Origin of the sequence: Rhodococcus sp. Chr-9 (assembly GCF_000801125.1) — a bacterium.
GTDB lineage: Bacteria > Actinomycetota > Actinomycetes > Mycobacteriales > Mycobacteriaceae > Rhodococcus > Rhodococcus pyridinivorans.
This window is the reverse complement of the sequence record NZ_JTIZ01000076.1, coordinates 148108-160914: the sequence shown is the minus strand read 5'-3', so window position 1 is coordinate 160914 and position 12807 is coordinate 148108. Positions and strand designations below refer to the sequence as shown.

Below are 12807 nucleotides of genomic sequence, written 5' to 3'. Positions count from 1 at the left end.
GCCCTATCTGGTGTGGTCCTCGACGAACGGCGGAGCCACCACTTCGGCGCGCAGCGACCGTCCGCGCACGTCCACGCTCACTTCGTCGCCCGGTTCGAGTCCGGCGGCGGTGTCGAGGAGTGCGAGGGCGATGCCGATCTTGAGGGTCGGCGAGAAGGTGCCCGAGGTGGTCCGCCCTACCTCGTCACCGTCGCGACGCACGGTCAGGTCCTGACGCAGGACGCCGCGGTCGAGCGCCCGCAGGCCCCACAGTTTCCGTGCCGGGCCCGCCTCCTTCTCGCGGACCAGCGCGTCGCGACCCCAGAACTGCGGCTTCTTCCAGCCCACGGCCCAGCCGACCCGCGCTTCGAGCGGCGAGATGTCGACGGACAGCTCGTGCCCGTGCAGCGCGTAGCCCATCTCGGTGCGCAAGGTGTCGCGGGCGCCGAGACCGGCGGCCTGACCGCCCTGTGCGCGGACGGCGTCGAGCAGCGCGCGGAAGACACCTTCGGCGTCGTCCCAGCGCGGCAGCACCTCGTAGCCCCGTTCGCCGGTGTAGCCGCTGCGGCACACGCGCACCGGAGCACCCTCGTACTCGGCGTCGGCGAAGCCCATGTAGGCGATGTCGGTGGGCAGGCCGAGCGCCTCGAGGACCTCGACGGCCTTCGGCCCCTGGACGGCGAACACCGCGTGGTCGCGATGCTGGTTCGTCACTGTGACGCCGGCCGGTGCCGCGGCGGTCAGCGCCTCGACGACCGCTGCGGTGTTGGCCGCGTTCGGAACGAGGAAGAGCTCGTCGTCGGAGACGTGGTAGACGATCAGGTCGTCGACGACACCGCCGTTCTCGGTGCAGCACAGGGTGTACTGCGCCTTGCCGGGACCGATGCGGGTGAGGTCGTTGCTGAGCGTGGCGTTCAGGAACTGGGCGGCATCCGGTCCGGCGACGAGTGCCTTGCCCAGGTGACTGACGTCGAACAGTCCCACGTTCTCGCGCACGGCCGTGTGCTCGGCGACCGTCCCTGCGTAGGAGACCGGCATCTCCCAGCCGCCGAACGGAGCGAAGGTCGCACCGAGTTCGACGTGCACGGTGTGGATGGGGCCCTGCTTCAGTTCCTCGTCGCTCATGGCGTACGACGCTATCCCACCGCCACCGTGTCCGACAGCGACGCCGGGCGTCGTTGTCATTAGGGTCGATTACATCGAGGCGATTCCCCTCGCACCGAACGACGCCGCAAGAGAACGACTCGCTCGTTCCCGACCAAGCTGCAAGGAGATGCCCTGTGAGTGCACCCACTCCCGATCTTCCCGAACTCGTTCTCGCCGGTTCGGTTTCCAAACGAGCCGATGTCCTGGTGATCGGCGTGACCTCCGCCGACGGCACCCCCGAGATCCTCGCAGGCGACGCCCCGATCGACGAAGCGGTTCTCGGCGAACTGCTCGACTCCCTGGTCGCCGTGGGCGCGAAAGGCCGCGGCGAGGAGCTCACCCGCGTGCCGGCGCCTGCCTCCCTGCCCGTGGCAAGCGTGCTCGCCGTCGGTCTCGGCGACGCCGACAAGATCGACGCCGAGCAGATCCGCCGCTCCGCCGGGACCGCGGCACGCGCACTGACAGGTGTGGAGACGGTCGCGACCACACTGTCCGCCGTCGACCTCGGTGCCGCGGCGGAAGGTTTCGCGCTCGGCGCCTACACCTACACCGAGTTCCGGTCGGAGAAGTCCGCACCCAAGAAGGACGCGCAGGCGGTCGCGCGGGTGGAACTGCTCGTGCCCTCGACCCGCGACCGCGCGGCGAAGGCGGCGCTCTCCCGCTCCGTCGCGATCGCCGAGGCCGTCGCGACGGCCCGGAACTTCGTGAACACCCCGCCGAGCCACCTGTTCCCGGCCGAGTTCGCCGAGCGCGCGAAGGCACTCGGCGAGGCCGCCGGTCTGAAGGTCGAGATCCTCGACGAGAAGGTGCTCGAGAAGAAGGGCTTCGGCGGCATCGTCGGCGTCGGCAAGGGCTCGTCGCGTCCCCCGCGTCTCGTGCGCCTGTCCTACTCGTCGAAGAAGCGCAAGGCCCCGAAGGTCGCGCTCGTGGGCAAGGGCATCACCTTCGACACCGGCGGCATCTCCATCAAGCCCGCCGCCGGCATGGAGGCGATGACCTCCGACATGGCCGGCGCCGCCGCGGTCGTCGCGACCGTCGTGCTCGCCGCGAAGCTCGGTGTCGCCGCCGACGTCACCGCGACCGTGCCGATGGCCGAGAACATGCCGTCGTCGACCGCGCAGCGTCCGGGCGACGTGCTGACCCAGTACGGTGGAACCACCGTCGAGGTCATCAACACCGACGCCGAGGGTCGCCTGATCCTCGCCGACGCCATCGTGCGCGCATGCGAGGACGATCCCGACTACCTCATCGACACCGCGACCCTCACCGGCGCACAGATGGTCGCCCTCGGCACCCGGACGCCGGGCGTCATGGGTCACGACGAGTTCCGCGACCGCGTGGCCGCGCTGTCCCAGGAGGTCGGCGAGAACGGCTGGGCGATGCCCTTCCCGAAGGAACTGCGCGGTGATCTCGAGTCCCGCGTGGCCGACCTCGCGAACGTCTCCCCCCACCGGTGGGGCGGCATGCTCACGGCCGGCATCTTCCTGAAGGAGTTCGTCGCCGAGGGTGTGCAGTGGGCGCACATCGACGTCGCCGGCCCGGCCTTCAACACCGGCGGACCGTTCGGTTACGTCGGCAAGGGCGGCACCGGCGTGCCCGTGCGCACCATGCTCGCCGTGATCGAGGACATCGCCGCCAACGGATGATCTTCCGCACCGGTCCTCTCCCCGCCTGGCCCCGCCCGGGGCAAGGGAGAGGACCGGTGTGATCGGTAACAGCGGAACCCCGGTGTGAGGTGATCCGCCCCTCCCCGAACATCACCGAAAGATAGGTGCAAGGATGGGAGGGGCCATGCCCCGCCGGTATCGGCCCGACCGAACACGTGAACCAGCAGGCACGGGGTTCCTGGCCCGCGCACAATGGTCAACGACCACACAATGGTCGGCGACCACGAGTCGGTACAACTCAACACACACGAACACAACCGTCGAGGAGTCAACAGACATGGCCTTCTCCGTCCAGATGCCAGCGCTTGGTGAGAGCGTCACCGAGGGAACTGTCACGCGATGGCTCAAGCAGGAAGGAGACACGGTCGAAGTCGACGAGCCCTTGCTCGAAGTCTCCACGGACAAGGTCGACACCGAGATCCCGTCGCCTGCAGCCGGCGTGCTGGTCAAGATCGTCGCCCAGGAGGATGACACGGTCGAGATCGGTGGCGAACTGGCGGTGATCGGTGACGCCGGTGAGGAAGCCGGCGAAGAGTCCGCACCCGCCGCCGAAAAGGCACCGGCCGAAGAGGCTCCCGCGGAGGAGCCCGCCGCGGAGTCCGCCCCCGCGCAGCCCGCATCCTCGGGTGGTAGCGGCGAGGGCACCCCGGTCACCATGCCGGCACTGGGCGAGTCGGTCACCGAAGGCACCGTCACCCGCTGGCTCAAGGCCGTCGGCGACGAGGTCGCCGTGGACGAACCGCTCCTCGAGGTCTCCACCGACAAGGTCGACACCGAGATCCCCTCCCCGGTCGCCGGCATCCTCACCGAGATCACCGCTCAGGAGGACGAGACCGTCGAGGTCGGTGGACAACTCGCCGTCATCGGCAGCGAAGCCCCGGCCCAGCAGTCCGCTCCCGCCGAGCAGTCCGCGCCGAAGCAGGAGGCTCCGAAGCAGGAGACTCCGAAGCCCGCCGAGCAGAAGCCCGCCGCACAGCAGCAGGCCCCGAAGGTCGAGCAGGCCACCCCGGCTCCCGCACCGAAGCCGGTCGGGACCGCGGCGACGACCCCGAAGCCCGCGCCTCAGGAGGAGTCCACCCCGAGCGGTGCGACCCCGTACGTCACCCCGCTCGTGCGCAAGCTCGCCTCGCAGCACGGCGTCGACCTGTCGACGGTGAAGGGCACCGGTGTCGGTGGCCGCATCCGCAAGCAGGACGTCCTCGCTGCCGCCGAGGGTGGCAAGGCAGCCGGTGGCGAGCAGCAGAAGTCGGCCGCTCCGGCGAGTCCGGCTCCGGGTGTGCGCCCCGAGCTCGCCAAGCTGCGCGGAACGACCCAGAAGATCAACCGCATCCGCCAGATCACGGCGAAGAAGACCCTCGAGTCGCTGCAGACCACCGCGCAGCTCACCCAGACCTTCGAGGTCGACGTCACCAAGATCGCCCAGCTGCGGGCCCAGGCGAAGAAGGCGTTCTCCGAGCGCGAGAGCGTCAACCTCACCTTCCTGCCGTTCTTCGCCAAGGCTGTCGTCGAGGCGCTGCGCGCGCACCCGAACGTCAACGCCTCCTTCGACGACAGCAAGAAGGAGATCACCTACCACGCGGCCGAGCACCTCGGCATCGCGGTGGACACCGAGCAGGGCCTGCTCTCCCCGGTGATCCACAACGCCGGCGACCTGTCGCTGGCCGAGCTCGCCCGCGCGATCGCCGACATCGCCGAGCGTGCCCGCAAGGGTGGTCTCAAGCCCGACGAGCTGGCCGGTGGCACCTTCACCATCACCAACATCGGTAGCCAGGGCGCGTTGTTCGACACCCCGATCCTCGTGCCGCCGCAGGCCGCGATGCTCGGAACCGGCGCCATCGTCAAGCGTCCGGTCGTGGTGATCGACGAGACCGGCAACGAGTCCATCGGCGTCCGCTCGATGTGCTACCTGCCGCTTACCTACGATCACCGCCTGATCGACGGTGCCGACGCGGGCCGCTTCCTCAAGACGATCAAGCATCGTCTCGAGGAGGGCGCGTTCGAGTCCGATCTGGGACTGTAGGTTTCCGGATCCGGACTATCCGTCCGACGACCTCCGACGGGGGCATCACCACTGCCGTGATGCCCCCGTCGGCGTCCGCGCCACAGCGGGTGCCCTCCCCCTGCGGTGCGGCGTAGAGTTCAGGAACATGAGTGATCCCTCGTCTTCCGCCCGTTCCGATTCGGCTCCCGTCGCCGTCGCATGTCTCGGAACCCTCGGTTATCTCGAGGCCTGGGAGAGGCAGCGCGAACTCGCGAACGAGCGCGCCGACGGCATCGGCGCCGACACCCTGCTCCTGCTCGAACACCCGCCCGTCTACACGGCCGGGCGCCGCACCGAGGACGGCGACCGCCCCACCGACGGCACGCCCGTCATCGACGTCGACCGCGGCGGCAAGATCACCTGGCACGGCCCCGGGCAGCTCGTGGGCTATCCCATCGTCAAGCTCGCCGAGCCGATCGACGTCGTCGGCTACGTGCGTCGCGTCGAGCAGGGCCTGATCCGCGTCTGTACCGACATGGGCCTGAACTGCGGCCGCGTGGAAGGACGCTCCGGTGTCTGGCTTCCCGCCGAGCTGCGCGACGGGCACTGGCTCCCCGAACGCAAGATCGCTGCGATCGGCATCCGGGTGCAACGTGGTGTCGCCATGCACGGCTTCGCTCTCAACTGCAATTCGGCTCTCGACGCGTTCGACTCGATCGTCCCGTGCGGCATCCGCGACGCCGGAGTCGCGTCGCTCACCGGCGAACTCGGCCGGGAGGTCACCGTCGACGACGTGATCCCGGCCGTCACCGAGGCCGTCATCGCCGCTCTCGACGGCCGAATCCCCGTGACCGAGTGCGACATCGAGCGGGTCACCTTCGAGCACGCCGTCGGGGCGTCCGGAATTCCCACCACCACCCCGGAATTCACGACACACCGGTTCTGAAGGGCGGTCGCACCCGCCGGGTCCGGGCAGGACCGGCGGCGTACGATCGAGTGCGTGACTGTGGCCCCAGAAGGACGCAAGCTGCTGCGGATCGAGACCCGAAACGCGCAGACGCCGATCGAACGCAAACCCAACTGGATCAAGACCCGGGCGAAGATGGGCCCGGAGTACACCGACCTCAAGGGCCTGGTGCGACGCGAAGGTCTGCACACGGTCTGTGAGGAAGCCGGTTGTCCCAACATCTACGAGTGCTGGGAAGACCGCGAGGCGACATTCCTCATCGGTGGCGAGCAGTGCACCCGTCGCTGCGACTTCTGCCAGATCGACACCGGTAAGCCCGCCGCGCTCGACCGCGACGAGCCGCGTCGTGTCGCCGAGTCGGTCCGCTCGATGGGTCTGCGCTACTCCACGATCACCGGCGTCGCCCGCGACGATCTGCCCGACGGCGGCGCATGGCTGTATGCCGAGACGGTGAAGCAGATCCACGCGCTCAACCCGGGCACCGGCGTCGAGAACCTCATCCCCGACTTCAACGGCAAGCCCGACCTGCTGCAGGAGGTCTTCGAGTCGCGTCCCGAGGTGCTCGCCCACAACGTCGAGACCGTGCCGCGGATCTTCAAGCGCATCCGTCCGGCCTTCCGCTACGAGCGGTCGCTCGACGTGATCCGGCAGGCCCGCGACTTCGGACTGGTCACCAAGTCCAACCTCATCCTCGGCATGGGCGAGACCCCCGAGGAGGTCACCGAAGCGCTGCACGACCTGCACGCCGCCGGCTGCGACATCATCACGATCACCCAATACCTGCGGCCCTCCCCGCTCCACCATCCGGTCGAGCGCTGGGTCAAGCCGCAGGAGTTCGTCGATCACTCCGAGACCGCCCGCGAGATCGGGTTCGCCGGTGTGATGGGCGGTCCGCTGGTGCGTTCGTCGTACCGCGCCGGTCGCCTGTACGCGCAGGCGATGGCCCACCACGGACGCGAACTTCCCGCCGACCAGGCGCATCTCGCCGAGGAGGGCACGGCGTCCCAGGAAGCCGGCGCCGTTCTCGCGCGCTTCGGCAACTGACCTCCCGCCGCTCGTCGCGGCAGGTCCTCAGGCGGCCCCGGTGGTGGTAAACGTGCCACCACCGGGGCCGTATCCTTGAGTACATGGCGAAGGGCAGCAAGACCGACAAGGAAGCGAAGGCCGCGGCGAAGGCCGCACGCAAACAGGCGTCGAAGGAGCGTCGAACCCAGCTGTGGCAGGCGTTCCAGATCCAGCGCAAGGAGGACAAGGCACTCCTGCCGTGGATGATCGGTGCCCTCGTCGGTTCGATCGTGGTGTTCTTCCTCGTCGGCCTGATCTTCGACATCCAGTGGTTCCTGCTGCCGGTCGGCATCCTCGTCGGCGTCCTGTTGGCCTTCATCATCTTCGGGCGCCGCGTGCAGAAGAGCGTGTACGCGAAGGCCGACGGCCAGGCCGGTGCGGCCGCGTGGGCGCTCGACAACCTGCAGGGCGCGTGGCGCGTGAGCCAGGCGGTCGCGGGCACCACCCAGCTCGACGCCGTGCACCGCGTCATCGGACGCCCCGGCATCATCCTCGTCGGTGAGGGCAACCCCGGTCGCGTGAAGGGCCTGATGGCCCAGGAGAAGAAGCGGGTCGCGCGTCTCGTCGGCGACACCCCGATCTACGAGTTCGTCGTCGGCAACGAGGAGGGCCAGATCCCGCTCTCCCAGCTGCAGAAGCGTCTGAACAAGCTGCCCCGCAACATCGACACCAAGCGGATGGACACCATCGAAGGTCGCCTGTCGGCGCTGAGCACGAAGAAGTCCGGGCCGGCCATGCCCAAGGGCCCGCTTCCCGCCGGCGCGAAGATGCGCAGCGTGCAGCGCACCATGCGCCGCCGCTGATCTTCCGAACTACGCCGAAGGCCGCCTCTCGTCCCGGGGACGAAGGCGGCCTTCGGTGTATGCGGAGAAGCTTGCGGGTGGTCGCGGTCAGCGCGAACGGACGCCTGCGCGTCAGCGCGAACGGACGCCTGCGCGTCAGCGCGAACGGACGACCGCGCGTCAGCGCGAACGGACGACCGCGGTGCCCGTGGCGCGATCCTGCAGGCCGCGACCGTCGATGTCGGTGACGAGCGCCGGGGCGATGAACACCAGCAGCACCTGACGTGCGAGCGCGCGCACGATGCCGACCCGCGCGGGGGCGTCCACCCGCACGACCTGCAGCCCGGCGACGAACTGTCCGGGGGTGAACGAGAACAGGCTCACGCATCCCACGCCCACCACGAACCAGATGATGAGGGTGTACGACGACAGCAGCGGGCTCTCGAGCGGGTTGCCCCCGACGAGGCCGGCGGCGATCGCCATGGACATGAACCAGTCGACCGCGAGGGCGAGTACCCGGCGGACGGTGGGCACCATGGAGCCGGGGCCGTGTTCGGGGAGGCCGAGCAGTTGCCCGGGATAGTCCTGCTCCTGCTGGAGACCTTTGGGAAGCGCCGCAGCAGGCCCGGAAAGCCAACTGCCCGTCATGCGTGCCATGGCACCAGGATAAGCTCTCATGGGCGGACCAGCGTCGACCCGTGTTGGCCGCGGTGACTTATACCACCTTTTCGACCTCACAGCAGGACGAAAGCATGTGTAACACCCGCGAAACATAGGCTTGATGGACGGGCAACACCAGATCCATAACGTCTGATCCGACGCAGGCGCCCAGCACCCATGGCGCGCACCGACTGAAGGAGCACAAGCGTGGCGTTCACCACGGCCGAAGAGGTCATCAAGTACATCGCGGAAGAGAACGTCGAGTACGTCGATATCCGCTTCACGGACCTGCCCGGCATCGAACAGCACTTCTCGATCCCGGCGAAGGCGTTCAACGAGGACGTCTTCGAGGACGGCCTGGCATTCGACGGATCCTCCGTGCGGGGTTTCCAGTCCATCCACGAGTCGGACATGCTCCTGCTCCCCGATGTGACGACCGCCCGCATCGATCCCTTCCGCGCCGCCAAGACCCTGAACGTCAGCTTCTTCGTCCACGATCCGTTCACCCGTGAGTCCTACAGCCGCGACCCCCGCAACGTCGCGCGTAAGGCCGAGGAATACCTGATCAGCACCGGCATCGCCGACACCGCCTTCTTCGGTGCCGAGGCCGAGTTCTACATCTTCGACTCCGTCTCCTACGACTCGAAGATGAACGGCGCGTTCTACGAGCTCGATTCGATCTCCGGCTCGTGGAACACCGGCGCCGAGTACAACGCCGACGGCACCCCGAACCGCGGCTACAAGGTCCGCCCGAAGGGTGGCTACTTCCCCGTCGCTCCGTACGACCACTACGTCGACCTGCGCGACGAGATCTCCACCAACCTGCAGCTCGCCGGCTTCGAGCTCGAGCGCGGCCACCACGAGGTGGGCACCGGCGGCCAGGCCGAGATCAACTACAAGTTCAACACGCTGCTCTCCGCAGCCGACGACCTGCAGCTGTTCAAGTACATCGTCAAGAACACGGCGTGGAAGAACGGCAAGACCGCCACCTTCATGCCGAAGCCGCTCTTCGGCGACAACGGCTCGGGCATGCACGTGCACCAGTCGCTGTGGAAGGACGGCAAGCCGCTGTTCCACGACGAGTCCGGCTACGCGGGTCTGTCCGACCTCGCCCGCTGGTACATCGGCGGCATCCTCCACCACGCGCCGTCGCTGCTCGCCTTCACGAACCCGACGATCAACTCGTACCACCGTCTGGTGCCGGGCTACGAGGCTCCGATCAACCTCGTGTACAGCCAGCGCAACCGTTCGGCCGCCGTGCGTATCCCGATCACGGGCAACAACCCGAAGGCCAAGCGTCTCGAGTTCCGCGCTCCCGACTCCTCGGGTAACCCCTACCTGAACTTCGCGGCGCAGATGATGGCCGGCCTCGACGGCATCAAGAACAAGATCGAGCCGCTCGCTCCGGTCGACAAGGACCTCTACGAGCTCCCGCCGGAGGAGGCCAAGAACATCCCGCAGGCCCCCACCAGCCTGTCGGCCGTGATCGACAACCTCGAGCGCGACCACGAGTACCTCACCGAGGGCGGTGTCTTCACCACCGACCTCATCGAGACCTGGATTTCGCTCAAGCGCGAGCAGGAGATCGCTCCGGTCAACCTGCGTCCGCACCCCTACGAGTTCCAGCTGTACTTCGACTGCTGAGTCGAGTCCGGTAAGAGAGGCCGTCCGTCCCTTCCGGGACGGGCGGCCTCTCGCCTTGTCTGCGCCCTTCCTCTCCGGCATCCTCGCGCGCCGAAACGGGGTTCGCCCCTGCTGCAGCAGTAGCAAGCCCCGGTTCGGCGCGCGAGATGCGTTCGTTCGTCATCGAATCCCGCGAAATCGCGACCGGTTCCAGAAAAGTGGTCCATAGTGGGCACGTGCCCTCGACGCGGGAATTCTCCGAGCGGTTACGCGCCGCCGGTCTTCGCGTGACCCGGCAGCGTCTGGCGGTGCTCGATGCGGCGCACGAGCACCCGCACGCCGATGCCGATCGCATCTTCGACGCGGTCGGCGCCGTCGTTCCCGGCATCGGTCGGCACACCGTGTACGACATCCTTCACGCACTCTCGGCACACGGCCTGCTCCGACGAATCCGGCCCGCAGGTTTCCACGCGCGGTACGAGGTGCGTGTCGGCGACAGTCATCACCACCTCGTCTGCCGGTCCTGCGCCGTGATCTCGGATGTCGACCACACCGTCGGTGACTCGCGTTGCCTGTCACCGGTGGACGACGCAGGTTTCGACGTCGACGAGGCCGACGTCGTCTTCTGGGGCCTGTGCCGCGACTGTTCGACAGACGATCCACGACAACAGCCCTGAATCGGTCCGATCGACCCTGATCCGGAAGGAAACCGCAGTGTCCGAAAGCGAAAACCCGGCAGTCCCCTCCCCCGAGCCGTCACCGCACCGGCCGAGGACCAATCAGGACTGGTGGCCGGACCAGCTGGATTTGACGGTCCTGCAACAGCATTCACCGCTGTCCAATCCGTTGGAACCCGACTTCGACTACTCGAAGGAAGTCGAATCCCTCGACGTCGAGGCGCTCCGTCAGGATCTGATCGACCTGATGACGGATTCCCAGGACTGGTGGCCGGCCGACTTCGGTCACTACGGGGGTCTGTTCATCCGTATGAGCTGGCACTCGGCCGGCACCTACCGCATCGCCGACGGTCGCGGTGGCGGCGGCAAGGGCGCGCAGCGGTTCGCTCCGCTCAACAGCTGGCCCGACAACGTCAGCCTCGACAAGGCCCGTCGTCTCCTGTGGCCGATCAAGCAGAAGTACGGCCGCAAGCTCTCCTGGGCCGACCTGCTGGTCTTCGCCGGCAACTGCGCCTACGAGTCGATGGGGTTCACGACGTTCGGCTTCGCGTTCGGCCGCGAGGACATCTGGGAGCCCGACGAGGTCTTCTGGGGCCCGGAGGACACCTGGCTCGGCGACGAACGCTACGCCGGTGAGCGCGAACTCCAGGGCCCACTGGGTGCCGTCCAGATGGGTCTGATCTACGTCAATCCCGAAGGCCCCAACGGCAACCCGGAGATCCTCGCGTCCGGACGCGACATCCGTGAGACGTTCGCCCGGATGGCGATGAACGACGTCGAGACGGCCGCGCTCATCGTCGGCGGTCACACCGTCGGCAAGACGCACGGTGCCGCTCCCGCCGACAATCTCGGTCCCGAACCCGAGGGTGCCCCGCTCGAACAGCAGGGTCTCGGCTGGAAGAACTCGTACGGCACCGGTGTCGGTGGCGACACGATCACCAGCGGTCTCGAGGTCACCTGGACGCCCACTCCGACCAAGTGGGACAACAGCTTCCTCGAGACGCTGTACGCCTACGAGTGGGAGAAGACCAAGAGCCCCGCCGGGGCGTGGCAGTGGACGCCGAAGGGCGGTGCCGGCGCGGACACCGTGCCCGACGCCCACGACCCGGCGAAGAAGCACGCGCCGGGCATGCTCACCAGCGACCTCGCGCTGCGCTACGACCCGATCTACGGCGAGATCACCCGGCGCTGGCTCGACCATCCCGAGGAACTCGAGCAGGAGTTCGCCAAGGCGTGGTTCAAGCTGCTGCACCGCGACATGGGTCCGCTCTCGCGGTACCGCGGACCGTGGATCCCGGAACCGCAGATCTGGCAGGACCCGGTGCCGGACGTCGACCACGAGCTGATCGACGAGAGCGACATCGCCTCACTCAAGGCGAAGGTCCTCGACTCGGGAGCGACGATCCCGCAGCTCGTCGCCACCGCGTGGGCGTCGGCCGCGAGCTTCCGCGGCACCGACAAGCGCGGCGGTGCGAACGGCGCACGCGTGCGGCTCGAGCCGCAGAAGGACTGGGAAGCCAACGAACCCGAGCAGCTCGCACAGGTACTGCAGATCCTCGAGGGTATCCAGCAGGACTTCAACGGCTCGGGCGGCAACAAGAAGGTCTCCCTGGCGGATCTGATCGTCCTCGCCGGTAACGCCGCGGTGGAGAAGGCCGCCGAGGATGCGGGACACGACATCACGGTTCCGTTCTTCCCCGGCCGCACCGATGCGAGCCAGGAGTGGACCGACGTCGAGTCGTTCGAGGTGCTCGAGCCGAAGCACGACGGTTTCCGCAACTACCTGCGCGGTGAAGAGAAGCTTCCGCCCGAGAAGCTGTTCCTCGAGCGCGCCAACCTGCTGACGCTGACCGCGCCCGAGACGACGGTGCTCGTCGGCGGTCTGCGTGCGCTCGGCGCGAATCACGGCGGCAGCAAGCACGGGGTCTTCACCGACCGCCCGCAGACCCTGACGAACGACTTCTTCGTCAATCTGCTCGACATGGGGACCGAGTGGAAGGTCTCGCAGAACAGCGAGGGCGTCTACGAAGGACGCGCTCGGGGATCGGACCAGGTCGAGTACACCGCGACCGCCGTCGACCTGGTCTTCGGGCACAACTCGCAGCTGCGGGCGCTCGCCGAGGTCTACGCGACCGACGATGCCGGCCCGAAGTTCGTCCGCGATTTCGTCGCGGCCTGGACGAAGGTGATGAACCTGGATCGTTTCGATCTGAAGAAGTGACCGCGCCGGCGGTCCACGACCGCGCCTGACGCACCGTCC

The 12807-nt window shown here is 67.9% G+C and carries 10 protein-coding genes; 8 read left to right on the top strand and 2 right to left on the bottom strand.

What is annotated here, in order from left to right:
- Positions 1-3: 3 nt before the first annotated feature.
- Positions 4-1104: a glycine cleavage system aminomethyltransferase GcvT gene (gene gcvT / locus QR64_RS10730; protein WP_039585170.1), complete on the bottom strand. Its 1101-nt coding sequence runs from the start codon at positions 1102-1104 to the stop codon at positions 4-6.
- A 155-nt stretch (positions 1105-1259) separates the two neighbouring features.
- Here gcvT and QR64_RS10725 point away from each other — a divergent pair, with 155 nt between their 5' ends.
- From QR64_RS10725 to QR64_RS10705, 5 genes are all read left to right on the top strand, one after another.
- Positions 1260-2771 carry a leucyl aminopeptidase gene (locus tag QR64_RS10725; RefSeq protein WP_039585169.1) on the top strand — a complete coding sequence of 504 codons (1512 nt, stop codon included), beginning with the start codon at positions 1260-1262 and terminating at the stop codon, positions 2769-2771.
- A gap of 298 nt (positions 2772-3069) precedes the next feature.
- On the top strand, positions 3070-4812 hold the full coding sequence (sucB, locus tag QR64_RS10720; RefSeq protein WP_039585168.1) for a 2-oxoglutarate dehydrogenase, E2 component, dihydrolipoamide succinyltransferase: 1743 nt from the start codon (positions 3070-3072) through the stop codon (positions 4810-4812).
- A 127-nt stretch (positions 4813-4939) separates the two neighbouring features.
- The gene (lipB, locus tag QR64_RS10715; RefSeq protein WP_006554407.1) at positions 4940-5719 is read left to right on the top strand and encodes a lipoyl(octanoyl) transferase LipB; all 780 of its coding nucleotides are present in this window, start codon (positions 4940-4942) and stop codon (positions 5717-5719) included.
- A gap of 54 nt (positions 5720-5773) precedes the next feature.
- Positions 5774-6784 (top strand): lipoyl synthase, encoded by a 1011-nt coding sequence (gene lipA / locus QR64_RS10710; protein ID WP_039585167.1) that lies wholly within the window; start codon positions 5774-5776, stop codon positions 6782-6784.
- Between the two features lie 83 nt (positions 6785-6867).
- Positions 6868-7608 (top strand): DUF4191 domain-containing protein, encoded by a 741-nt coding sequence (locus QR64_RS10705; protein ID WP_006554409.1) that lies wholly within the window; start codon positions 6868-6870, stop codon positions 7606-7608.
- A gap of 159 nt (positions 7609-7767) precedes the next feature.
- On the opposite strand, the gene QR64_RS10700 is transcribed toward QR64_RS10705, so the two are convergent.
- Positions 7768-8244, bottom strand: coding sequence for an RDD family protein (locus QR64_RS10700; RefSeq protein ID WP_033097791.1), 477 nt, complete (start codon positions 8242-8244; stop codon positions 7768-7770).
- Between the two features lie 210 nt (positions 8245-8454).
- Here QR64_RS10700 and glnA point away from each other — a divergent pair, with 210 nt between their 5' ends.
- The 3 genes from glnA (at position 8455) to katG (ending at position 12768) form a co-directional block, all read left to right on the top strand.
- A complete protein-coding gene (gene glnA / locus QR64_RS10695; protein ID WP_006554411.1) occupies positions 8455-9891 on the top strand; it encodes a type I glutamate--ammonia ligase in 1437 nt (478 codons plus the stop codon).
- A gap of 215 nt (positions 9892-10106) precedes the next feature.
- Positions 10107-10547 (top strand): Fur family transcriptional regulator, encoded by a 441-nt coding sequence (locus tag QR64_RS10690; RefSeq protein ID WP_052227280.1) that lies wholly within the window; start codon positions 10107-10109, stop codon positions 10545-10547.
- A 37-nt stretch (positions 10548-10584) separates the two neighbouring features.
- Complete coding sequence (gene katG, locus QR64_RS10685; RefSeq protein ID WP_152640944.1) at positions 10585-12768, top strand: catalase/peroxidase HPI; 2184 nt, start codon at positions 10585-10587, stop codon at positions 12766-12768.
- The last annotated feature ends 39 nt before the right edge of the window (positions 12769-12807 follow it).

Bases quoted from the DNA above. Each gene is read 5' to 3' on its own strand.
- gcvT (WP_039585170.1), bottom strand. From the start codon at position 1,104: ATGAGCGACGAGGAACTGAAGCAGGGCCCCATCCACACCGTGCACGTC.
- sucB (WP_039585168.1), top strand. From the start codon at position 3,070: ATGGCCTTCTCCGTCCAGATGCCAGCGCTTGGTGAGAGCGTCACCGAG.
- lipB (WP_006554407.1), top strand. From the start codon at position 4,940: ATGAGTGATCCCTCGTCTTCCGCCCGTTCCGATTCGGCTCCCGTCGCC.
- QR64_RS10705 (WP_006554409.1), top strand. From the start codon at position 6,868: ATGGCGAAGGGCAGCAAGACCGACAAGGAAGCGAAGGCCGCGGCGAAG.
- QR64_RS10700 (WP_033097791.1), bottom strand. From the start codon at position 8,244: ATGGCACGCATGACGGGCAGTTGGCTTTCCGGGCCTGCTGCGGCGCTT.